Raw genomic sequence first — 22,422 nt, forward strand, 5'->3', positions numbered from 1 at the left:
CAGCCTTTTTATTATGTAAAAAACGTGTTGATACTAAGGAGCATTATATGATTCAGCCATCAATCTCTACGGTTTCTCAGGCTACACCTAAGCTATATTTGCTGACTAATGATGATGATTTTAGCCTTTTATATCAAAAGTTAGAAGCGGCCTTAGCAACAGGATTGATTGCTCTTTTACAAATACGCCGTAAGCAGATATTGGCATTGCCTGACGGTGAGTCTCTTCTTTATAAAGAAGCGCTACAAATCGTTAATTTGGCTAAAAATTACAATGTACAAGTTTTGATAAATGACAATATTGCTTTGGCCGAAAAGCTTGGTATCGGCGTGCATTTAGGACAACAAGATGGTGATCTCAGTGATGCAACTCAATCTTTAGCCCCGAATCAAATCATTGGTCGTACTTGTCATGGCGATATAACGCTAGTCAAAGCTGCGAAAAATGAAGGCGCAAGCTATGCTGCCATGGGTGCAGTATTTGCTTCAACGACCAAGCCCAATGCTGCTACTATCTTACGCCAGCAACTGATAGAAGGCTGCCAGCAAGATATAAAAATATGCGTGATAGGCGGTTTAACGGCAGAAAACATCTCAGAGCTGGCAGGGTTACCTATTGCTTATATAGCAATCGTTGGCGATATCATGGATTTACCCGTCCATCAAATCGCAACGCGGTGTCAGCAGTGGCAGCAAGTACTTAATGAGTGGAATGTGCCTGTTGAATGAATGCTATTTTAAAATATAAGTACGAATTTATTCAGCGTGCTGCATACATAAATTTGCATAAGCTAGTGCTTGCAAGCGCTGTGCTTCGATAGGCTCAGCGCATACCTCACATTCCCCGTAACTGCCACTTTCGATACGGCTTAAAGCGTGGTCTACAAAACCTAAGCTTTGCTGTGCCTCAACCATTAAGTTCTTGCGCATATCATTCTGACGATAAGCAATCGCTTGATCTTCCCAGTGTTCATTGAGATCATCTTGCGGATTTTGGATATGATCCTCAATGTCAGCAATCCGAGTTTGGTATTCTTGTTTTAGTTGTAATAGGCTTTGTTTGGCAGCGTCAAAGTCGATACTCATTGATTTCTCCTAATGATTTATTGTTATGGCACAAGTACATTATTGATCATAGATAGCTAAACGGCTCAGTACCACCACAAAATGTTAATGAGAGTGTTATTAAGTGGAGAAGATAAATTTGCTTATCGCTAAATTTATCTTAGGTGACATACAAGTAGGGACTATAAAACTGTTAGAATACACCGCCTTAAATTCTTGTTAAGACAGTCTTTTAAAACTGCCAGTAATAGGATTTGATGAGATAAATTTGTTAAAGAATATCCAATAAACCGTTGGCGAACCGTCATACAGATTGATCACAGATGATATATAGGAGCAGGTAATGAATTTTTTGCGTATGAGCGAGCTGAGTTTGACCGATAAAGTAGTGTTGATTCGTGAAGACCTTAATGTCCCTATTAAAGCGGGTAAAGTGGCCAGTGATGCACGCCTGCAAGCAAGTTTGCCGACGATTAAGATGGCGTTAGAAAAGGGTGCAGCAGTGGTAGTCTGCTCGCATTTAGGACGCCCGACAGAAGGCAATCCTGAAGCCATTTATTCGTTAGCACCCGTTGCTGACTATTTAAGCGATAAACTATCCGCGCCTGTTACGCTTAATAATGACTACCTCACTCAAGGCATCGCCATCAAAGCTGGCGAGGTCGTATTACTTGAGAACGTACGTTTTAATGAAGGCGAAAAAAAGAACGATGCAGTGCTTGCCCAAAAATATGCTGATTTGTGCGATGTATTTGTGATGGATGCTTTTGGCACAGCACATCGCGCCCAAGCATCAACGGAAGGCGTGACCCAAGCGATACATAAAGCTGGTAAGACCGCCTGTGCTGGACCTTTATTGGCAGCGGAGCTTGATGCTTTAAGTTTAGCGCTTGAAACGCCAGCACAACCTATGCTTGCTATCGTTGGTGGCTCAAAAGTTTCTACCAAATTAGAGGTTTTGCATAGTTTGGCTGAGCTTTGCTCACAAATTATCGTTGGTGGCGGGATTGCCAATACCTTCTTAGCTGCGCAAGGTCATAGTGTTGGCGCCTCACTTTATGAAGCAGATCTGCTCGATACAGCTCGGGAAATCATGGGTAAAACTGAGATTTTATTACCTGAATATGTCGTCGTTGCTGATAAAAATGAGATTGATTTTGCAGATTTCACAGGCTCGCTTCAAAAGGCAGTTGCTAGCATCAAATCTGTCGACACAATTGGCGAAAATGACATGATATTGGATATCGCGCCAGATAGTGCTATGAAATTGGCAGAGGCAATTACCAAGGCGAAAACTATCTTATGGAATGGTCCAGTCGGCGTTTTTGAAGTGGATGCGTTTGGTCAGGGTACTCAGATAGTGGCAGAAGCAGTCAAAAATAGCCAAGGTTTCTCGATTGCAGGTGGCGGCGATACACTTGCTGCGATTGATAAATATCAAGTAGCGGATGGTGTCAGCTATATGTCAACGGGTGGCGGTGCGTTCTTAGAGTTTGTGGAAGGTAAAATCTTGCCAGCGGTTGCTGCTTTACAAATTAATGCATAACCTATTAACGTTACTTCAGCAGATGAGTAACATTAGCCGTACAACTTAGCCGCAGTATCTAAGGTACGCTGTACGGATAATATTTTGGCTACTATTCATATCTTATTGTTTTCAAGGCAATAAGTTAGAATTGTCATCGATTATTATTGAGTGGTAATTATTTGTTTCTATACTGAAAATTGTTATTGCATGTCCAATTTGCACTCTATAAAATAGCGCAAACCATGTATTTGACATGCTTTATTTATGAGGGATTTGTTATGTTAAAACGTCATTTATTACTTGCTAGTGTTCTTGCTGGTACTTTTGCAATCACTGCATGTAGCCAAGAAACACAAGATAAAACGGAAGCTGCTGCTGAATCAGCTGGCGAAGATGCGGCTGCTAACGCAGAAGATGCTGCTGCGAATACAGAAGCCGCTGCTGCTGAAGCTGAAGTAGCTGCCCAAGAAGCTGGCGCTGAAGCTGCAGAAAATGCTGAAGTTGCTGGTGCTGCTGCCACTAATGCACTAGAAGAAACTGGCGATGCTATTGCTGAAGGCACAAGCAAAGTCGTTGAAGGTACTGCATCAGCCGTTGCTGATGGTGCTAACGCAGTTGCTGATGGCGCAAATGATGTCGCTGTTGATGCAGAACAACAGTACTAAGTCGTATAAAGGCTAAGTAATTTAAAATTAAGCAACATAAAATTCAGTTTACTAATCAAAATAAGATAGATGGACTGTTAGCTGATAAGTTGTTTTATAAGTCTATAAAATATATAAAAGCTTTGGTAATTGCCAAGGCTTTTTTTATGGATAAAAATCATCAATTTGATCCATAAGAAGCAGGTCATGAATTTTTTATAGAGGAAATCGACCGCCTAACTGTGCAAATAAATGTGCGAACAAGGTATAAAAACCAAACAGACAAACAAATAGTCAGTTAAGCGCTACGAAGCGCTAGTAATTTTTGCTATAATCACGGCGTAATAATGACGAGCAGAAAGCAGTGGTTTTTGTTGGCTTATAATAGAATACTCATTGCAAAGCTAGGTCGCAGCGCAAACGTGGCAACGTCTTATTGTTAAAAATGATGTTTTAATATCATCTTCAAAATACTATTTTTAAAATATAACCAGAGAGCGTTTTATGGCCTTAATATCGTTACGTCAACTTTTGGATCATGCTGCTGAACACGGCTATGGTGTTCCTGCTTACAATGTTAATAATTTAGAGCAGATGCGCGCCATTATGATGGCGGCTGACGCCTGTGACTCTCCTGTGATTGTACAAGCCAGTGCTGGCGCCCGTAGTTATGCAGGCTCAGCGTTTTTGCGTCATCTGATTATTGCTGCTATTGAAGAATGGCCACATATTCCAGTCGTTATGCATCAAGATCACGGTATGTCACCTGCTATTTGCCAACGCTCAATTCAGCTTGGCTTCTCATCAGTGATGATGGACGGCTCGCTTGGTACAGATGGTAAAACGCCGATGGATTATGACTATAACGCCAGCGTGACTCGCGAAGTGGTCAAAATGGCTCATGCTTGCGGTGTTTCAGTCGAAGGCGAGATTGGTTGCTTAGGTAGTCTTGAAACTGGCATGGCAGGCGAGGAAGATGGCTCTGGAGCAGAGGGCGTATTGGATCACGAGCAGCTATTGACCAGTGCAGATGAAGCAGAGCAGTTCGTAAAAGACACCAATGTCGATGCGTTAGCGATTGCTATCGGTACCAGTCATGGTGCTTATAAGTTTACGCGTCCACCGACAGGCGATATCTTATCGATTGAGCGAGTAAAAGAGATTCATGCCCGTATTCCTAACACTCACTTAGTCATGCATGGTTCATCATCAGTGCCACAAGAATGGCTAAAAGTCATCAATGAAAACGGCGGCAACATTGGTGAGACTTATGGTGTACCGGTTGAGCAAATCGTTGAAGCCATAAAGCATGGTGTGCGTAAAGTAAATATCGATACTGATTTACGTTTGGCATCAACTGGCGCTATCCGTAAATTCCTTGCAGAAAACCCTAGCGAATTTGATCCACGTAAATACTTTAAAGCCTCTATGGTTGCGATGTCAGATATCTGTACCAATCGTTTTGAAGCCTTTGGTTCAGCTGGTCAAGCGCATAAGATTCGTCCAATCAGTCTTGAAGGTATGGTTAATTTTTACTAGTCAGCTGACATGGTAAAAGAGATTGATAGTTAGGTGATGGTTTAGCTCATTTTTATAATAGTCTATATAAGAGATCGTGGATTATGATTGGATTGATTAATGGACAGGTGCAATACTTAATGGCACCGACTGCCTGTATCATGACCACCTCTGGTGTTGGCTATGATATTGAGCTGCCATTGCCGTCATTTTGCCAACTGCGTCTTAACGAGCAGGCAAGCATTTGGACGCATTTTCATGTGCGCGAAGATGCGCAGCTGCTCTATGGTTTTATCGACCGTAAAGAGCGTGATGTCTTTCGCCAGCTGATTAAAATCAACGGTGTTGGGGCAAAAATGGCATTGGCAATGCTATCTGCAATGTCAGCTGCTGAGCTAAAAATGCATGTCGAGCAAGATTCAGAAGCGGCATTGACACGTATCCCAGGTATCGGCAAAAAGACAGCGCAGCGCTTATTGATTGAGCTAAAAGATAAGTTGAAAAATATCGAAGTCGACAGCAGCAATTTAGAATTTGCTATGCAGCCGGTACCAATATCTGCTGAAGGAAGTATCATTGCTGAAGTTGAAGGCGCATTGATGAGCTTGGGTTACAAAGAAAAAGAAGCTCAGCAAGCCATTAAGGCAGCAAAAAGTAATGGCGAGACATTTGCAGATACGCAGAGCTTGTTAAAAGCGACCCTGCAGCAGTTTCAAAGTTTTAAGTAGCGACGTTTTTATAATAAAACAGTGATTTAAAAAAGCGATTAAAAATAAGCGACATTAGATGTCGCTTATTTTCGTTTTAGCACCTGCTTTAGAATGTTTCGCATGACTTATGAGCAGCGTTTGGTTATGCTATTTATTACCTAATCTTTTAAAAATAATGCTTTAAGCATAATGGCAAAAACTATGATGCAAGATCGTTTGATTAATCCGCTAGAAGGGGCGTCAGATGCCCCTGATGCCAATATTCGACCAGCATTATTGGCGGAATATATCGGTCAGCCCGTCGTACGCGAGCAGATGGAAGTCTTTATTCAAGCGGCACGGGCGCGTGATGAAGCGTTGGATCATACGCTCATCTTTGGACCACCAGGCTTAGGAAAAACGACCCTTGCCAATATTATTGCTCGCGAGATGGGTGGCAATCTACGCTCTACTTCAGGCCCTGTCCTTGAGCGCGCTGGCGATTTGGCAGCGATGCTGACCAATTTGGAAGCTGGTGACGTCCTATTTATTGATGAGATTCACCGCTTAAGTCCGGTAATTGAAGAAATTCTTTATCCAGCGATGGAGGATTTTCAGCTGGATATTATGATTGGTGAAGGACCAGCAGCACGCTCTATTAAGCTTGATTTGCCGCCATTTACGTTAGTTGCGGCAACCACTCGAGCCGGATTATTAACGTCACCACTGAGAGATCGCTTTGGTATCGTACAGCGACTAGAGTTTTATAATATTGCTGATTTAACAACCATTGTCAGTCGCGCCGCGCGGTTGATGCGCGTGCCAATGAGTGAGGATGGTGCGGTGGAGATTGCGCGCCGTGCACGGGGTACGCCAAGGATTGCCAACCGTCTATTACGACGTGTACGAGATTATGCTCAGGTCAGAGGTGATGGCAGTATCAATGGGGCGATTGCTGGTAGTGCACTCGATATGCTTGCAGTTGATAGACGTGGTCTCGATCATTTGGATAGACGTTATATTGAGATATTGCACGAGCGTTTTGATGGTGGCCCTGCGGGCGTTGAAGCGGTGGCAGCAGCGATGGCTGAAGACCGTGGTACGTTAGAGGATGTGATTGAGCCATACCTTATCCAACAAGGCTATGTACTTCGGACTGCACGTGGTCGAGTATTAACGCAGATGGCGATTGATCAGATGCTATAAAGTTAGCCTTATAACTACTCTGCAATTAACAAGTGCTTACTTTATTGATATAAGGTAAGCACTTTTTTACGATTTTTATATAAATTATACAGATTTTCAATGACACTGATAATGTTAAGCTAAGACTCGCCAAACGACAATTAACACGGCGAAAATGTAGAAAACTGGTGCAAACCAACCGACTTGTGTAGCAGCAGTAATCGCTATGCCAAAGCCTGCCAGCGCCAACCAATCTCGGCGACGGTCGTTTAGCATATCGGCACGGATTTGTTGAATCTCACGCAGTTGACTGTCTTGACGTGATCCTTGTGAAGCAAGGCTCTGTAATCCTTGATCTAATAGTCTTGGTATGTCAGTGGTGGATAATAAAATCTCAGGCAACTGCTGACGTAGCTGTTGTAAATTACGCATCGGATCGAGCTGCTCCTTAATCCAACTGCTTAAGATTGGCTTGGCAAGCGACCAAATATCAAGATTAGGATACAAGTCGCGACCAAGTCCTTCGACATGCACTAAAGTTTTGAGCAGTAGCATCAGTTGCGGCGGGATGCTCATATGATGGCGCCGTGCGATATCTAATATTTGCATTAATACACCGGCAAAGTCGATATCGTTAATGGATTTTTGTAACATTGGACCGACAGTGCGTTTCATATCACGCATCAATGCATGCTTATCAGCACTTGGCGGTATCCAGCCAGCTCGGCTGACGATATCAACCATCGCTGTAAAGTTGTTATTCATCACGGACAATAACATCCGCGCGACGATAAGCTGATCGTCCTTTGATAAGGTGCCCATGATGGCACAATCAAGCCCGATATAACGCGGCTCATGCCCTAGGTCAACGGCTGTCATATTTGCAGTCAACGTATTGACTGGCGGTGTCTCGACAAAAACATTGCCGGGGTGCATGTCGGCATGGAAGAAGTTATCACGGAATACTTGGGTAAAAAATATCGTTAAGCCTTTTTCTGCCAGTGCTGCGCGGTCATAGCCTAATTGATCAAATATTTCAATTTTCGAGATTGGCACGCCTTGTATGCGTTCCATGACCATGACGTTTTTATTGGCATCATAGACTTCTGGCACATACATCAATGCCGAGCCCAAAAAGTTGTTGCGCATCTGCGTCGTATTGTCTGCCTCTAACGTTAAATCTAGCTCGTTCAGCATGACTTGACGGTAGTCTTCAACAATATCGATGATATGTATTGCACGAGCCGCTTCGATCCGCGCCGATACCCAATTGGCGAGTTCTCGTAGCAATTCAAAATCTACAATAATGGTCGTGCGAATATCGGGACGAACCACTTTGACCACCACCTCACGCCCATCATGCAGCGCAGCGGTATGTACTTGGGCAATAGAAGCGGCTGCTAAAGGCTTGACATCAAAACGGGCAAATAAAGTCCCAATAGATTGACCAAGACCGTGTCTAGGGTCTTGGATTTGCGCAATCGCTATATCAGAATCGAAAGATTTGACTTTATCTTGCAGTTGAATAAGTTGCGCAATAATCTCAGGTGGCACGAGGTCACGGCGGGTTGAGAGTAATTGTCCAAGTTTTAGGAACAGTGTGCCCATATCTTCAAGCGCGTATTTAATTGCATTAGGCTGATGCTTTTTACCCCACGCAGCTGGATGTATACGGATTAAACGCACCAACGGTTGTAGTTGCGGCGCCTCTTCGACAGAAAAATGGGTGTCAATACGATAGGTGGCGGCAATGCGCCATAGCTCAAGTAAACGGGCGCGATGGGATAATAGCATGAGATATAAATACTCTAGATAAAGTCAAAAAATAAGGTAGGCGTTGTAGAAAAGGCGATTATCTACTATGAGTTAAACGTACTTGTTCATCTTTGATGGCGGTGAGTCTGGCTTCTTCACGCTCGACATCGGCGCGCAGCTTCAACAGTTGCTGTTTAAGATCGTTTACCTCTGCTACCTCTACTGAATCAGGCACACTATTGCCTGCCACCTCATTTGCCCAATCACTAACATCGTTAAAAGCGCGTTTGGCACTATGACGCCAGCTGCCTTTAAGCTGCGATATCAGGAGGTGCAACTGGCTCGCCATCGATTTACCAATAAATGGTTCAAGTTGTCCCGCCACATCAGGATCAAAGCCTGCAACCAATTGATTGAGTTGCATAATTACTTTGTAATCACCCTCAATAGGCAAGTTGCCTTCTGTACCGCGCATGAGATTCAGTAGCTGGGCAGGATTATCAACAGTAATAATACAATCTGGGCGGCTATGACCAAGACGCGCACGATCCATATTGGCTTTTTGACGCTCATTCATAGCGCCACTTTGCTCAAACACACTCTCGGTCGTCACTGGCTCAAAACGCAAGCGCTCTTCAGTGAATAGCACATCTAAATTCACCTCAGGCGCCCTCATGTTGAGACGCAGTACTTTGCCAGCAAGTGGCGCTAAACCCGCTTTGGTAATCTCATCACTGGCAATAGCCATATTAATCAGCTTTTCAGCACCGGCCAAAAGTAGAACAGTCAGCATAAGGCTCTCGCATAGTCAGTTGAGCGCCTTAAAAGAGCGCATTATTTATACATATAAGTTGCCATCATTTTACGTAACGGCGTTTTTATCGGTATGTATCGATAGGTATTGTAATTTAAAACTTAATCTTATGCTTTAAAGCCGCGATGTACCGCGACGATACCAGCTGTCAGATTATGATAATCACAATTTTCAAAGCCTGCTTGCTCCATCATCTGCTTTAATGTCTGCTGATCAGGATGCATACGAATTGATTCTGCTAAGTATTGATAGCTCTCAGCGTCATTGGCAATCAGCTTACCCATAATAGGTAGGGCCGTAAATGAATATAAATCATACGCTTTAGACAAAGGTTCAAACACAGGTTTTGAGAATTCAAGTACTAATAAGCGACCACCTGGCTTAAGCACACGGTACATCGATTTTAATGCAGCATCTTTATCAGTGACGTTACGTAGACCAAAGCTGATGGTCAGCAGATCAAAGCTATTATCATCAAATGGCGCTAAGGTCTCGGCGTTCGCCAAAACAAAATCGACATTGTTACAGCCAGCATTAATCAAGCGCTCACGACCAACTTCTAGCATTGCCGCATTGATATCAGACAACACAACTTTACCGTTGCGACCGACTTCACGGCTAAAGACTTTGGCTAAATCACCCGTACCGCCAGCGATATCTAATACATGTTGACCAGCACGCACGCCAGATAAGCTGATGGCATAACGCTTCCATAAGCGATGAATACCAAAAGACATTAAGTCATTCATTATGTCGTATTTTTTGGCGACAGAGGTAAATACGTCAGCCACACGCGCTTGTTTTTCTGCTTTATTAACGGTTTTATAGCCAAAATGGGTTTCTTCATGACCATCGGTATCAGGGGTATGCGGATTATTGATATCGTCACGCTGGTTAAAAAGCGTTTGCTTGGTAGTTTGGGTATTCGCTTGTGCAGCGTTGTTTGCATTATTATTTTGGGTGCGGTTTTCAGTATTGGCATTTGGCATAGTGGTTTGTTGCCCTTGTGGCGTTCCTATGGGTAAATCTTTAACATGAGTAAAGTCAGTGTTGATCACGTTATTAACACTTGTAGCGGTATTTTGACGTGCTTTTACTTGAGCGGTAATATTTTGGTCATTAATGATACTGTCTTGAACCAATTTATCTTGTATAAGGCCATTAGTAGTCGTTTTATTATTTACATGATCAGTCATCGCGGTGTCCTATGATTTATTTTTATGCTTGTTTTTAGTCAGAAAAAATACGAATAGTTGATGAGACAATGGCTCTTATCATACACCAAACGCAGCGGGCTTATCGTCATTATCCATAGCATGGACTTCATCAATAACTTCAAGCTCACGCTCACAAAACGGTTCAATAAAGCTGCTCACACTTTTTAATGGTTTCATGGCTTTAAAGCCTGAATCGATAAAATCATAAAGCGGCTGAAAGTTATAGCGATACGCGGTGCCTTTAGCCATCGCAAAGGCTTTTTTGAGCATAAAAGAATTTAGGTCTTTATCGGTACGATAGCAGACCTCTTTTAAATTATTAATCTGCACGCGGCGCTCATTAGCTTCATCAACCGTACGGTAAGCGAGTAGCATATTTTCTTCATTGACCGCCAAGTCCTGTTCGAGTAACCACTCGGCCAAATGCAAGTCGAGCTCAATCGCCAATATAGACGCTTGAATGCCCATGCTACCAGCTTCTAAAGAGGATTCTTTGGCAAGACGCTCAAGTTTCTTGGCTTTAGGGAGAATGCGTCCTAATTGTTCTGCCAATACTTTAAATTCATCACCACCGTACAGCTGCGTTAAAAAATAATCTGCCATTAGCTGGTTTTTCGGTTGCTCAAACAGCGTGCTATGCGTACGCTTGATACGGGCTTGTTGCCATGATTGCACTTCATTAAGCTTTTTATTCAATGCAGCGTCTTCATGATGTGGCAGCGCCCAAAAGCGGTCAAGGTGCTGTTGTAAGTTGGCTAAAGCAGACATGGCAAGTCATCCTATAAAAATAATAATAGTCATCAGGTTGATAATAAAAGCTGGATAATAAGGGGCTGGTTAGCGCTAAGTTTTCTACTTATAGGCAGCTATTAAACCATGCTCTTGAGATTTTGTTCACCTTAAAAGAAAATAAGACAGAATACAAATGCCAAACTGTTACATATAAGGATTGCTCAGCGCTTTTAGGTAGTCAATTTATAAGACTTTATAACATAAATTACATAGCCACGTTATTTACTAAAAGAGCGCAGTGCTATGATAAAACAACTTGGCTATTTTAGACGATTATTTTAAACCAATTATTTGATAAGACTATGGCGAGCATAAACATGAGCAAAAAAAAGAATAAAACAGACAAGTCAGCAGAAGATGTGAGCGCGACATTTAACGAGCAAGTCGTCGAGCAGCGTCTTATGCCCAATCCGTTGAGCAAATTTTCAATGGATGAAGATGCGCTGCGATTGGCATTGGTTACAGCCCAGTTCGCTCTGCGTGCAACGCGCCAGCCGGAATCAACAAGTACTGATAAAGCCATTGGGCTATTAGTATTAGTCAATGGTATGGAGCAGGCAGGTAAGGGGACGGCGGTAACGCAATTGCGCCAGTGGGTCGATCCACGCCTGCTTAAGGTCGAAGCAACCATTGGTTATTGTCCTCTAGCACACCAACCGATTTGGCAGACGCATACCAAATCCATGCCGCGCCACGGTGATGTGATGGTATATTTTGGCAACTGGTATGCAGATTTACTTTATAACGTGATGCGTATGGCACGCGCAGAGAGCGAAAATTCAGAAAAAAATAAGAAGAGTAGGAATATTGAAGCGTTACCAATTGGTCAATGGCAAGACTATTTACGCCAGCAGCTGACGGAATTGCAAGCTTTTGAGCAAGACCTTGTGGCAAATCAAACGCAGCTACTAAAGTGCTGGTTTCATGTCGATATCGAGTCTTTGCAGGAGAGGCTTAATGATGACGAGCCAGATCCGAAATTTCTATACCAAATTGATTGGCATGATATGACGATAGTGGCTAAGTTCAATGAAGTTGCTGCCAACTTATTACGCCAGCAAGGCGATTGGATTATCATCGATGGCGCGAATAAATCGCAAGCAGCCATACATTTTTGTCACGAAGTCTTGTATGCGATGCAAAAAGCGTTGGTTAGCAGCCGAGGAGAAAGCAGTGCAGAATCAGATCAAATACAAGATTCAAACGATACTCATAATAACCAAGTAGGGTGTCAGTCAATAAAGTTTGAGCGAGTAAAAATCCCTAAGGTACTTACTGCTATCGAAAATTCAGATATTGATAAATCTGACTACAATGACGCATTGGCTAAGAAGCAGGCACGCTTGGCAGAGCTGTTACGTGCGCGTCAAGGTCAACATGTGGTGTTTGCCTTTGAAGGTATGGATGCAGCAGGAAAGGGTGGCGCTATCAAAAGACTGGTGGCGCCACTTGATCCACGCGAATATCAAATTTATAATATTGGCGCGCCCATGTTATATGAGCTACAGCATCCTTATTTGTGGCGTTTTTGGCAAAAGCTTCCGAACGAGCAAACAGACCGCATCAGCCGTGTTGGTATTTTTGATCGTACTTGGTATGGGCGTGTCTTGGTAGAGCGTATCGAAGGCTTTGCGACGGATAATGAATGGCAACGGGCTTATGATGAAATCAATCGCTTTGAAGCTGCCTTGGCAGCGTCAGGTACTTTGGTCATCAAATACTGGCTGGCAATCGATAAAAAAGAACAGCTTAAGCGTTTTGAGGCACGTGAAGAAACTGCATACAAACAATTTAAGTTGACCGACGACGATTGGCGTAACCGTGATAAATGGTCAGACTATGTACAATCGGCGGCTGATATGCTGGTACGTACGGATACTATGAACGCCCCTTGGTGTGTGATCGCTAATAATGACAAGCGCCAAGCGCGTTTAGAGGTGTTAGACCACGCTATCGAGCAGCTATTCGCGTTGCTTGCTCCCAGCTAAGTAATGCAGTGACATATAGATAAGTTTTCTTATACTTTCTGCGTGCATAGTACAAAATACGCGGGGATGACTTACTTCAGAAAAGTACGGTTAATCCTATTCTTAAGCAGCTACCTATTCATTTATAGCTATTAATTTCCACTGTTAGCACTTGAAATGACTAGGGCGATTTAAGTGTATGTTGGCTAAAAATAACCCGATAACGTCTGATCTAAAGTGTATATTTCTTAAATCTTATATTCATAGATTACAAATCTTGTAATATCATCATGCATTATGCGTCTATATTTAATATAATAGGCGCGTAATGAGCGTTGTCATCTATTAAAATAGCTTGGTTTTCTGTTTATTTGTCTTTAACATCAATATGTTATTCACAATAAACAGCTTGTATAGAAGAACGCTATTATCATAAAAACTTAAGCCGCAAGGTGCTTTAATCAGACGATTTGGCAATACCACTTGCGGCTTTATGACATTTTGTCTAGGCGTTTTATCTTATTTTCTGATTGTCGTTAATCTCAATTGCTTATTTGCAAATGACTATAATTGCTAAGATGAAGTAATAAAGAAGGTGTCAAAGCGTTGAGGCAGCTGTCTCAACACTGTATTCTAAAATTGTATTTCAAATAAACCCGTTGCGCGCATGTTATTGTATTTTTGGGTGGTAATATCACATCATTAATAGCCGCGTAATATCATCATTTGTCAATGATTTCAATCAGCTTACGCAGGACGTATCAACGTATGGGTATTAGCAGCAGCTCTACAGAACCAACAAAATCAGTCGGCTCTATGAGAATCAATCTATTTTTTGCCATTTTAATGATTGGAATGACCGCCTACTTTTTGTGGTGGGGTCTAGATTACACCATGCGCCAGCAGACGACGCTATTTATTGTCGCCACTGCTTTTGGTGTTTTTATGGCATTCAATATCGGCGGTAATGATGTCGCCAACTCTTTTGGTACCTCAGTCGGTGCAGGGACCTTAACCATCCCGCAAGCGCTAGGTATCGCGGCGATATTTGAAGTATCAGGCGCCGTGCTGGCAGGCGGTGAAGTGACCGATACGATTCGAAGCGGTATTGTAGATTTAGATGGTCTATCGGTCACGCCCAATCAGTTCATTTATGTCATGCTATCAGCGCTCATTGCAGCGGCATTTTGGCTGTTATTTGCCACCAAAAAAGGTCTGCCGGTTTCGACCACACATGCGATTATCGGCGGTATAGTGGGCAGCTCCATTGTGTTGGGTATCACCTTAGGTGGTACTGAAATGGCATTGTCGACAGTGAGTTGGGGTAAGATTGGCACGATCGCAATCTCCTGGGTTTTGTCACCGCTACTAGGCGGTGTTTTGTCTTATCTGTTATATGGACAGATTAAGAAAAACATCATCGAGTATAATGATAAAACAGAGGCGCATATTGCTACTCTGAAAGACAATAAAAAGACATTAAAGCAAACCCATAAAGAGTATTTGGATGGTTTAACCGAGTCTGAGCAGTTGGCTTATACCTCAGCGATGTTGCGTGACCAAGAAATCTATAAAGATGACGATTGCGTCGTTGAAGATCTAGAGACGGATTATTACAAAGAGCTTTATGAGATTGAAAACGAGCGCAGCAACCTTGATACCTTAAAAGCACTTAAGCAATGGGTACCTATGATTGCGGCTGCAGGCGGCGCAGTCATGGCCTCTTTGGTCATCTTCAAAGGTCTAAAAAACGTCAATAATGGTATGACGACGTTGCAAGGCTTTTTAATTATGGGGATGATCGCAGCATTAGTATGGCTTGCGACTTATATTTATACTAAGAGTATCCGCGGTAAGCATAAAGAAGATTTGACCAAAGCCACGTTTATTATGTTTAGCTGGATGCAAGTCTTTACTGCATCAGCGTTTGCCTTTAGTCATGGTTCTAACGATATTGCCAACGCTGTTGGTCCATTTGCAGCGATTATGGATGTTATCCGTACCAATAGTATCTCAACCGAAGCAGCAGTACCCCCTGCTGTGATGTTGACCTTTGGTGTGGCACTGATTGTGGGTCTTTGGTTTATTGGTAAAGAAGTGATTCAGACTGTCGGTACCAATTTGGCAAAAATGCATCCTGCTTCTGGTTTCTCAGCTGAGTTGGCTGCGGCTGCGGTTGTGATGGGTGCATCAACGATGGGTCTACCAGTATCGAGTACGCATACCTTAGTCGGTGCTGTACTTGGCATTGGTATCGTCAATAGAGACACCAACTGGGCACTGATGAAACCAATTGGTTTGGCATGGATTATTACGCTTCCTGCAGCAGCAAGTATGTCTGCAATCAGTTATATAGTGCTGATAAATATTTTTTAAAAGTTGAAATCAGGGTCATTTAATTTCTGATTAATACAAATAAAAAACGCTTATCGATCTCATATCGGTAAGCGTTTTTTTATAGAAAAACATAGGTGTCATCTATATATTAGTCAGTACCAAACTGCTTACGCTTCTTAGAAAAGAAGCGGTCTAAGCGATCCATAGCGTCTTCTAAGTCGTGTAAGTTGGGTAAAAACACCAAGCGAAAATGGTCATTTTTATCCCAGTTAAATCCTGTGCCTTGCACCATCAATACGTTTTCTTCTAACAGTAAATCCATCATAAACTGCATGTCATCTTTGATAGGGTAAATCTCAGGATCCATCTTTGGAAAACAGTAAAACGCGCCTTGTGGCATGGTGCAAGAAATACCTTTAATCGCATTAAGGCGGGTCACTGCCAACTCACGCTGCTTGTACAAGCGCCCTTTGTTAGATGTTAGGTCTTTCATGCTTTGATAGCCGCCCATGGCTGTCTGAATCGCATACTGTCCTTGAACGTTAGAACATAGACGCATAGATGCAAGCATATCTAAACCTTCGATAAAGTCAGCCGCATGTTCTTTACGACCTGAAACCATCATCCAACCAGCACGAAAGCCTGCAATACGATGCGACTTCGATAAACCATTATAAGACAACACCAGTACTTCGTCAGTCAAGGTGCTCATCGGCGTATGCTGCATATCATCATAAAGAATACGGTCATAAATCTCATCCGCCATGATGATTAAATCATGCTCCTTTGCAACCTCAACGATTTGCAGCAGTACTTCATCACTATACAGCGCGCCTGTCGGATTATTGGGATTAATAACTACGATGCCTTTGGTTTTGCTGGTGATTTTAGATTTGATGTCTTCAATATCAGGATGCCAATTGTCTTCTTCATTACAGCGATAATGTACCGCTGTACCGCCTGCTAGATTGGCAGCTGCCGTCCACAATGGGTAGTCTGGCATCGGAACCAGTATCTCATCGCCATCGTTCATCAGTGCCTGCATGGTCATGACAATCAGCTCAGAGACGCCATTACCTAGATAGACATCACGAACATCAACTGCCGATAGCAGTCCCTTTGATTGGTAATATTGCAATACGGCTTTACGCGCTGAAAAAATCCCTTGCGAGTCTGAGTAGCCCGTCGCTTCCGGCAGATTCATCGCCACATCACGTAAAATCTCATGCGGTGCTTCTAAACCAAAAGGAGCAGGGTTGCCAATATTTAGCTTTAATATGCGCTTGCCTTCGGCTTCCATTTTATTGGCAGTTTGCAGCAGAGGACCACGAATGTCGTAGCAGACATTTTGTAATTTATCGGATTTTTTTATTGAGTTCATAGAGTGACCACTCATCAGGTTATTTGGTGAATTTTTGCGGGGAGTAGAAGAGGCAGTTGTGGGTGTATTTTGACTAGTGCTATAAGGATGCTCACCTGCATTGACACCTTTACCATTATCAGAAGATATACTGTCAGAATCGTCATCTGATTTGCTGTCGTGTTCAAGCTCACCGCGTAACAAATACCCTTCGCTACAGCCTAAAATACGCGCGAGCGTGGGCAGCTTAGAGGATACAATCCCATTCGTCCCACGCTCCCAGTTAGAGATAGCACCGCGACTGACTTTAGCGCCAGCAGCAGTCATCGCTTGTGCCAGCTGCTCTGCCGTCATACCTTTGTCACGGCGCAGCTGTACCAGTCGTTCAGCTTGTGTGCTCTTAATCTTATCGTCAGCCGTCATTATGTAAGCCTTTTTTATATTTTATAAATCAGTCATTAATCAGATAACGAAATTAACTCTCTTGGATAAGTAGTAAGCTAATGCTTTAAAAGAAAAATGCTTTCAATTGCTGTTAATGCAAGATATTATTGCATATAAAAATTAAATACAAGTTCTTTGTATATTATAGATTTTCAATATGTAAGAAAAACTTGCATTGCAGAAGTTTATAGCGCATTAAGAGACTTTATCTCAATAAGAAACGATTTAACTTGTGATTTTTCGATATCAAATTGCCTACAGTATCTGGCACAGCCATGCAGTGAGTATTCTTGTTATAAACATCTTGAATAATAAGACAATCGCCAACAGATAAAGCCTATCGTTTTTATAACAATAACGATAAAGCCTTTATAAACCATTACTCACGATAGAGTAGACAATCAGTCATCCCATAAGGATACGTTATGCAAGACAATCAACTGAGCAAAGAAGAAATCAGCCAATTGACCGAGGCTGACTGGAAAGAGCGCTTAAGTGCTGAGGAGTATCATGTATTGCGCGAGAAGGGCACAGAGCGACCATTTACAGGCGTTTACAACGATATTAATGATAAGGGTATTTATCGTTGTAAAGGATGCGGTGCTAACTTATTTGAATCAGAAAATAAGTTTGATGCAGGGTGCGGTTGGCCAAGCTTTGATCAAGGTATCGATAATAGCGCCATTGATGAGCATGTCGATGATTCGTTAGGCATGCGCCGTACTGAAGTGACTTGCAGCAACTGCGGCGCGCATTTGGGTCATGTATTCCCTGACGGTCCAAGTGAAACCACTGGCATGCGCTATTGTATCAACTCGTTGTCTATCGATTTAGATAAGTCTGAAGAATAGTGACAGCGGCGTGTAAGCTAACGAATTAGTAGTAAAAAGAGTAGGGAGTATTGATATCTCCCTACTTATTATTAATACCACTAAGTTTATTAATAACAGTGTCTGTAGTGGCATAATAAAATTGGACAGCTGCTAAGAGGTTATACTAAACCAAAAAAGGAAAATAGTATGACCACCAAACGCAATCAATATACCCGAGAATTCAAACTTGAAGCCATCAGTTTAGTGACTGACCATAAGCGTAAAATACCCGACGTTGCTGAATCACTAGGTATTGGCAAATCCACCCTGCAGAAATGGCTGAGTCAGTACCGACAAGAAGTGAATGGTCAAGCACCTAAAGCTGGCAATGCTTTAACTGATGAGCAGCGAGAGCTCCAAGAGCTACGTAAACAGGTTAAGCGGCTGACCATGGAGCGTGACATCTTAAAAAAGGCCTCCGCTCTGCTAGCATTGGACAGTCTAAACGACTATCGCTGATCAGTGAGCTTGCAGAGCAAGACAAACGGGTCAGTAAAAGCCGACTGTGCAAGCTGTTTGGTGTGATAAAGAGCAGCTATTACTATGGCTTGCAACACAAGCCCGTTAGTCTTGAGACTGTGAAAATCAAAGCATTAATACGTCAAATATTTAACCGCTCTAAGCAGTCAGCAGGAGCACGTAGCATCGCCGCAATCATGATGAATGAGCATGGCATCAAACTGACCCGCTATATGGCAGGTAAACTGATGGCTCAGATGGGTCTTAAAAGCTGTCAATTGAAGACACATAAATACAAGCATGCTGATGACGCGCATAAAACACATGAGAACCTATTGAACCGCAATTTTAGCCCAACTGCCCCTAATCAAGTGTGGACAGGTGATGTAACGTATATCCGTATCAAAGGTGGCTTTAGTTATCTAGCCGTTGTTTTAGATTTGTATGCCCGGCGTGTGGTCGGCTTTGCTATGTCAGACTCACCTGACAGTGCTCTGACTGCTAAAGCGCTGCAGATGGCGTATCATACCAGACTTAAACCTAGTGGCGTCCTGTTTCATTCCGACCAAGGTACCCATTACACCAGCAAGAAGTTTGCTGATTCAGTCGCTGGTTGTGACGGTATGATACAAAGTATGAGCCGTCGTGGTAATTGTTGGGACAATGCTCCAACTGAAAGGTTCTTCAGGAGCTTTAAAACGGAGTGGATGCCAAAGAGCAGTTACGAGGATATGGATGCAGCATCGTCCGCCATTATTGATTATATCTGGGGCTACTATCAAACCGTGAGACCGCACCGTTTCAATGATTATTTATCACCAGCAGAAAAAGAGAGACGTTACTTTAAACAAAATCTCTTATCAGTTGTCCTAAATTAGTTGACCACTACAGTCTAATGCTTGATAGCAACCAAATAACTCATTTAAGGATGAACAATGACTACTATTTATGATTTTAGTGTTGAGCATATCGACGGAACAACGCAAAATTTCTCTGACTATAAAGATCAAGTGTTGCTAATTGTTAATACCGCAAGCAAGTGTGGCTTTACGCCGCAGTTTGAAGGCTTAGAAGCACTGTATCAGCAATATAAGGACCAAGGTTTAATGGTTGTCGGTTTTCCGTGTAATCAATTTGGTAATCAAGATCCTGCTAACAATGAGGAAATTGTGACATTTTGCCAAAAGAACTACGGTGTCAGTTTTCCAGTGATGGCAAAAGTCGATGTGAATGGTAAAGATGCCCATCCGATTTTTGGATGGCTAAAAAATCAGAAAGGCGGGCTTCTCACAGACGCTATCAAATGGAATTTCACCAAGTTTTTAATTGACAGTAAAGGGCAGGTCATTGCTCGTTATGCACCAACGACCAAACCTGAAGCGCTCAAGGCTGATATAGAACAAGCGCTGGCTGTAAAGTAAGTACTAGAGTGAAAAAGATTAACTATTTTGCGAAATTATAAAATCAATTAAAACAGATGCTTATAAATTTAATCAAGAAAATAAGCAAAAATCTGTGTTAAATGTCAAAATAGTGTTTGACAGCCATGTGTAAATCTATATAATACACACCCACAGCAGCAGAGCTTAGTGACAAACTTAGAGCTCAGTTGATGTTGAATAAATTGCCTAGCAATTGTTCGAAGGGTGATTAGCTCAGTTGGTAGAGCGTCTGCCTTACACGCAGAATGTCGGCGGTTCGAATCCGTCATCACCCACCACTATTTAGTATAGCGTTACTATTAAGTAACAGGCTAAGTGGTTAAATAAACTAAGTACGACCTAAGCAGCGGTAGTTCAGTTGGTTAGAATACCGGCCTGTCACGCCGGGGGTCGCGGGTTCGAGTCCCGTCCGCTGCGCCATATTTAAAACTTAGTTTTAATACAAAAGTTTCAACCTCAAGTATTACTTTACTTGAGGTTTTTTTGTGTTTGTAATTCTTCTTAAAGACTTTATCCGTAAGGGTTGGTAATTCTTTCTTGATCAACCCCTAAGAAGTAGTCTACTCTTTAATAATGTATTTTCTATAAGTCTGCTTGCATGCACTCTGCCTTTTGAAAATCGGTGACCAAGTGCTCGGTGACCAAACGGTGACCATTTCGTGACCAAGGTTATTAAAAGTTGCTGACGGTAACTGATCGCCAATTTTTATGCTTATCGATAAGTTTGGGAGCTTAAAGGATTAGCCTCAAACTAAGTTTAAGATAAAGACGGAAACCTTTCTACCCATTCACTGGTAACCATTTTGCCAGTTTCAATACAAAATGGTATAGCCCACAATCTCAATTCTTCTGCTAAATAAAAACACTCCAAAGGTATTTCGAACTGATGATGCTTAGGATAAATAAGCATCATGTCCCCATACCCATTCAAATATTTGTGACCATAAGCAAATAGCTGATAAATATCATCCTGTTCTATACTGAAATTATTCTCATTTGAGCTTATTAACTTCCATTTAGTATCAAGTATATGGTGATTTTTTCTTTCTTTACTAATTAATAAATCAGGTTTTAATTGAAAGCGCGAATTTAAACCTTTTGGGTCATTCGCCATGTACTTACTAGAAGCTTGTGTTGTTAGTTGCCAGGGCGCATTGATATCTCGTCGTAAGCAGTTTGCCACATACTTCTCGAACAAAATTTCCATTGGAAATAACAATGCAATACCTCGGTGCTCTCCCTTTTGAAAGTTTGGATTAAGCTTTTCAAGTATTAGTTGGCACCATGGCTTTATAGCGCGGTAAGATTGCAATATTTTGATGTCTGACCATTTATGCATTGAGTTTAGAGGCTCTCTAAGACTCGTTATAGGATCTAAGATGTGTGAGAGCTCATTAGCCAGTCGCCAGTCGCCAGTTCTCAGAACTCCTACAGTGCTGCTGTACGTAATCCAATGTCGTTTTGATTAATTGGTTCTCAAGTCGATTTGGATGATAGACATCATGACGAATATGAAAAAGATGAGCTCGGCCAACCGTTTGCCTTTGTTGAACTGCAATATCAAGCTGGCCACGAATGAATCTACTTTCTTCTTCGATTCTTTGATAGTCAAATCTGAGTCCAGACGCTACCAACTCCTTTAACAGATATAAAAATTGGTAGTATATCCATTCATGAATAGGTAGATTCATTCGATTGAGATTGGCGGATTGGGCTTCTTTATGAGATAAGTTTAAGACGGAGCTTAGTATTTTGCATAAGACGGCTCTGCTCTTATCTGGCTCCTGTACACCTAATCCTGTCTTTGGTAGTATCTCAATACCTTCGCCACAAGGACTTTCTAAATAACCTACGTAAGAGTGTAGCTGTAAGTATTGTGGACGCTTATAAGTAATAAACCGTCCATAGCTTTCTTTTTCACTTAGTTCTACTAACCAATCAAATGTTTCTTGCTTGATAATAGCTAAATCTAAGCTAGACGATACTGTCTGATCTGTAGTCAGCTGAGCATATTCTCTGACTTGAATCATGCTTCGCTATCCGAAGATTTAGACTTAGGCTGGATTAACATCTTCTTATAGGATTCAGGATTGTTAAAAGCAATCTCATTAATATAGTAACGATGATCGTTCAAACCATTGATACTACTATCAAACAATTCGCTAATTGCTGGAGATATATTCCCAGTTTGAATAAACTGTTCCGAGTTATATTTGCTAGGATCATTCAATACCCAACCAATACGCTCCCAGTCCGAGAAGAAATATTCTTGCAGTAACGGGATAATCCGTCTCTTGAAAATATTACCTAGTTCCTTTTCCTGTTCTTCGTCTGA

The 22,422-nt window shown here is 42.1% G+C and carries 20 protein-coding genes and 2 tRNA genes; 14 read left to right on the forward strand and 8 right to left on the reverse strand.

The window, feature by feature from the left end:
- The first annotated feature begins 47 nt into the window (after positions 1–47).
- A complete protein-coding gene (locus AC0J5Y_RS03565) occupies positions 48–728 on the forward strand; it encodes a thiamine phosphate synthase (protein ID WP_475131551.1) in 681 nt (226 codons plus the stop codon).
- Positions 729–755: 27 nt separating this feature from the next.
- Here the strand turns inward: AC0J5Y_RS03565 and AC0J5Y_RS03570 are convergent, their stop codons facing one another.
- Positions 756–1,085: a TraR/DksA family transcriptional regulator gene (locus tag AC0J5Y_RS03570; RefSeq protein WP_475131552.1), complete on the reverse strand. Its 330-nt coding sequence runs from the start codon at positions 1,083–1,085 to the stop codon at positions 756–758.
- 322 nt (positions 1,086–1,407) lie between these two features.
- On the opposite strand from AC0J5Y_RS03570, the gene AC0J5Y_RS03575 reads away from it, so the two are divergent.
- The 5 genes from AC0J5Y_RS03575 to ruvB all read left to right on the forward strand — a co-directional run bounded on the left by AC0J5Y_RS03575 (position 1,408) and on the right by ruvB (position 6,649).
- Entirely contained in the window at positions 1,408–2,610 is a 1,203-nt protein-coding gene (locus AC0J5Y_RS03575; RefSeq protein ID WP_475131554.1) for a phosphoglycerate kinase, read from the forward strand.
- A 260-nt stretch (positions 2,611–2,870) separates the two neighbouring features.
- Positions 2,871–3,257, forward strand: coding sequence for a hypothetical protein (locus tag AC0J5Y_RS03580; protein ID WP_475131555.1), 387 nt, complete (start codon positions 2,871–2,873; stop codon positions 3,255–3,257).
- Positions 3,258–3,740: 483 nt separating this feature from the next.
- Positions 3,741–4,775: a class II fructose-bisphosphate aldolase gene (gene fba, locus AC0J5Y_RS03585; protein ID WP_020442949.1), complete on the forward strand. Its 1,035-nt coding sequence runs from the start codon at positions 3,741–3,743 to the stop codon at positions 4,773–4,775.
- A gap of 83 nt (positions 4,776–4,858) precedes the next feature.
- The gene (gene ruvA / locus AC0J5Y_RS03590; RefSeq protein ID WP_475131556.1) at positions 4,859–5,482 is read left to right on the forward strand and encodes a Holliday junction branch migration protein RuvA; all 624 of its coding nucleotides are present in this window, start codon (positions 4,859–4,861) and stop codon (positions 5,480–5,482) included.
- Between the two features lie 186 nt (positions 5,483–5,668).
- Entirely contained in the window at positions 5,669–6,649 is a 981-nt protein-coding gene (ruvB, locus tag AC0J5Y_RS03595; protein WP_041772439.1) for a Holliday junction branch migration DNA helicase RuvB, read from the forward strand.
- Between the two features lie 114 nt (positions 6,650–6,763).
- Here ruvB and AC0J5Y_RS03600 read toward each other — a convergent pair whose 3' ends face one another.
- The 4 genes from AC0J5Y_RS03600 to AC0J5Y_RS03615 all read right to left on the reverse strand — a co-directional run bounded on the left by AC0J5Y_RS03600 (position 6,764) and on the right by AC0J5Y_RS03615 (position 11,182).
- On the reverse strand, positions 6,764–8,422 hold the full coding sequence (locus tag AC0J5Y_RS03600; RefSeq protein ID WP_475131557.1) for an ABC1 kinase family protein: 1,659 nt from the start codon (positions 8,420–8,422) through the stop codon (positions 6,764–6,766).
- Between the two features lie 58 nt (positions 8,423–8,480).
- On the reverse strand, positions 8,481–9,176 hold the full coding sequence (locus tag AC0J5Y_RS03605; RefSeq protein ID WP_475131558.1) for a ubiquinone biosynthesis accessory factor UbiJ: 696 nt from the start codon (positions 9,174–9,176) through the stop codon (positions 8,481–8,483).
- A 128-nt stretch (positions 9,177–9,304) separates the two neighbouring features.
- A complete protein-coding gene (gene ubiE, locus AC0J5Y_RS03610; protein ID WP_475131559.1) occupies positions 9,305–10,393 on the reverse strand; it encodes a bifunctional demethylmenaquinone methyltransferase/2-methoxy-6-polyprenyl-1,4-benzoquinol methylase UbiE in 1,089 nt (362 codons plus the stop codon).
- A 78-nt stretch (positions 10,394–10,471) separates the two neighbouring features.
- Complete coding sequence (locus AC0J5Y_RS03615) at positions 10,472–11,182, reverse strand: FFLEELY motif protein (protein ID WP_475131560.1); 711 nt, start codon at positions 11,180–11,182, stop codon at positions 10,472–10,474.
- A gap of 341 nt (positions 11,183–11,523) precedes the next feature.
- On the opposite strand from AC0J5Y_RS03615, the gene AC0J5Y_RS03620 reads away from it, so the two are divergent.
- Together AC0J5Y_RS03620 and AC0J5Y_RS03625 are read left to right on the forward strand one after the other, a co-directional pair.
- Positions 11,524–13,194, forward strand: coding sequence for an ATPase (locus tag AC0J5Y_RS03620; RefSeq protein ID WP_475131561.1), 1,671 nt, complete (start codon positions 11,524–11,526; stop codon positions 13,192–13,194).
- Between the two features lie 747 nt (positions 13,195–13,941).
- Positions 13,942–15,549, forward strand: coding sequence for an inorganic phosphate transporter (locus AC0J5Y_RS03625; protein WP_475131562.1), 1,608 nt, complete (start codon positions 13,942–13,944; stop codon positions 15,547–15,549).
- 109 nt (positions 15,550–15,658) lie between these two features.
- Here the strand turns inward: AC0J5Y_RS03625 and AC0J5Y_RS03630 are convergent, their stop codons facing one another.
- A complete protein-coding gene (locus AC0J5Y_RS03630) occupies positions 15,659–17,293 on the reverse strand; it encodes an aminotransferase class I/II-fold pyridoxal phosphate-dependent enzyme (RefSeq protein ID WP_475131563.1) in 1,635 nt (544 codons plus the stop codon).
- A gap of 446 nt (positions 17,294–17,739) precedes the next feature.
- Between AC0J5Y_RS03630 and msrB the strand changes: the two genes are divergently transcribed.
- The 6 genes from msrB (at position 17,740) to AC0J5Y_RS03660 (ending at position 20,507) form a co-directional block, all read left to right on the forward strand.
- A complete protein-coding gene (msrB, locus tag AC0J5Y_RS03635; protein ID WP_475131564.1) occupies positions 17,740–18,165 on the forward strand; it encodes a peptide-methionine (R)-S-oxide reductase MsrB in 426 nt (141 codons plus the stop codon).
- A 168-nt stretch (positions 18,166–18,333) separates the two neighbouring features.
- On the forward strand, positions 18,334–18,645 hold the full coding sequence (locus tag AC0J5Y_RS03640; protein WP_475131565.1) for a transposase: 312 nt from the start codon (positions 18,334–18,336) through the stop codon (positions 18,643–18,645).
- A complete protein-coding gene (locus AC0J5Y_RS03645) occupies positions 18,645–19,523 on the forward strand; it encodes an IS3 family transposase (protein ID WP_475132069.1) in 879 nt (292 codons plus the stop codon). Before AC0J5Y_RS03640 ends, AC0J5Y_RS03645 begins: the two co-directional genes overlap by 1 nt.
- 57 nt (positions 19,524–19,580) lie before the next feature.
- Entirely contained in the window at positions 19,581–20,066 is a 486-nt protein-coding gene (locus AC0J5Y_RS03650; RefSeq protein ID WP_475131566.1) for a glutathione peroxidase, read from the forward strand.
- A gap of 223 nt (positions 20,067–20,289) precedes the next feature.
- Positions 20,290–20,365, forward strand: a tRNA-Val gene (locus AC0J5Y_RS03655).
- A gap of 65 nt (positions 20,366–20,430) precedes the next feature.
- A tRNA-Asp gene (locus tag AC0J5Y_RS03660) sits at positions 20,431–20,507 on the forward strand.
- Between the two features lie 337 nt (positions 20,508–20,844).
- Here AC0J5Y_RS03660 and AC0J5Y_RS03665 read toward each other — a convergent pair.
- Both AC0J5Y_RS03665 and AC0J5Y_RS03670 read right to left on the reverse strand, forming a co-directional pair.
- Positions 20,845–21,426 (reverse strand): McrC family protein, encoded by a 582-nt coding sequence (locus tag AC0J5Y_RS03665; RefSeq protein ID WP_475131567.1) that lies wholly within the window; start codon positions 21,424–21,426, stop codon positions 20,845–20,847.
- Between the two features lie 55 nt (positions 21,427–21,481).
- Positions 21,482–22,117, reverse strand: coding sequence for a 5-methylcytosine restriction system specificity protein McrC (locus AC0J5Y_RS03670; protein ID WP_475131568.1), 636 nt, complete (start codon positions 22,115–22,117; stop codon positions 21,482–21,484).
- Positions 22,118–22,422 lie beyond the last annotated feature (305 nt).

The sequence above is a fragment of the Psychrobacter sp. TS_SC_6 genome, assembly GCF_056156305.1.

Excerpts from the sequence above, each read along its gene's own strand:
- AC0J5Y_RS03565 (WP_475131551.1), top strand. The coding sequence starts at position 48 with ATGATTCAGCCATCAATCTCTACGGTTTCTCAGGCTACACCTAAGCTA.
- AC0J5Y_RS03570 (WP_475131552.1), bottom strand. The coding sequence starts at position 1,085 with ATGAGTATCGACTTTGACGCTGCCAAACAAAGCCTATTACAACTAAAA.
- AC0J5Y_RS03575 (WP_475131554.1), top strand. The coding sequence starts at position 1,408 with ATGAATTTTTTGCGTATGAGCGAGCTGAGTTTGACCGATAAAGTAGTG.
- AC0J5Y_RS03580 (WP_475131555.1), top strand. The coding sequence starts at position 2,871 with ATGTTAAAACGTCATTTATTACTTGCTAGTGTTCTTGCTGGTACTTTT.
- fba (WP_020442949.1), top strand. The coding sequence starts at position 3,741 with ATGGCCTTAATATCGTTACGTCAACTTTTGGATCATGCTGCTGAACAC.
- ruvA (WP_475131556.1), top strand. The coding sequence starts at position 4,859 with ATGATTGGATTGATTAATGGACAGGTGCAATACTTAATGGCACCGACT.
- ruvB (WP_041772439.1), top strand. The coding sequence starts at position 5,669 with ATGCAAGATCGTTTGATTAATCCGCTAGAAGGGGCGTCAGATGCCCCT.
- AC0J5Y_RS03600 (WP_475131557.1), bottom strand. The coding sequence starts at position 8,422 with ATGCTATTATCCCATCGCGCCCGTTTACTTGAGCTATGGCGCATTGCC.
- AC0J5Y_RS03605 (WP_475131558.1), bottom strand. The coding sequence starts at position 9,176 with ATGCTGACTGTTCTACTTTTGGCCGGTGCTGAAAAGCTGATTAATATG.
- ubiE (WP_475131559.1), bottom strand. The coding sequence starts at position 10,393 with ATGACTGATCATGTAAATAATAAAACGACTACTAATGGCCTTATACAA.
- AC0J5Y_RS03615 (WP_475131560.1), bottom strand. The coding sequence starts at position 11,182 with ATGTCTGCTTTAGCCAACTTACAACAGCACCTTGACCGCTTTTGGGCG.
- AC0J5Y_RS03620 (WP_475131561.1), top strand. The coding sequence starts at position 11,524 with ATGAGCAAAAAAAAGAATAAAACAGACAAGTCAGCAGAAGATGTGAGC.
- AC0J5Y_RS03625 (WP_475131562.1), top strand. The coding sequence starts at position 13,942 with ATGGGTATTAGCAGCAGCTCTACAGAACCAACAAAATCAGTCGGCTCT.
- AC0J5Y_RS03630 (WP_475131563.1), bottom strand. The coding sequence starts at position 17,293 with ATGACGGCTGACGATAAGATTAAGAGCACACAAGCTGAACGACTGGTA.
- msrB (WP_475131564.1), top strand. The coding sequence starts at position 17,740 with ATGCAAGACAATCAACTGAGCAAAGAAGAAATCAGCCAATTGACCGAG.
- AC0J5Y_RS03640 (WP_475131565.1), top strand. The coding sequence starts at position 18,334 with ATGACCACCAAACGCAATCAATATACCCGAGAATTCAAACTTGAAGCC.
- AC0J5Y_RS03650 (WP_475131566.1), top strand. The coding sequence starts at position 19,581 with ATGACTACTATTTATGATTTTAGTGTTGAGCATATCGACGGAACAACG.
- AC0J5Y_RS03665 (WP_475131567.1), bottom strand. The coding sequence starts at position 21,426 with ATGCATAAATGGTCAGACATCAAAATATTGCAATCTTACCGCGCTATA.
- AC0J5Y_RS03670 (WP_475131568.1), bottom strand. The coding sequence starts at position 22,117 with ATGATTCAAGTCAGAGAATATGCTCAGCTGACTACAGATCAGACAGTA.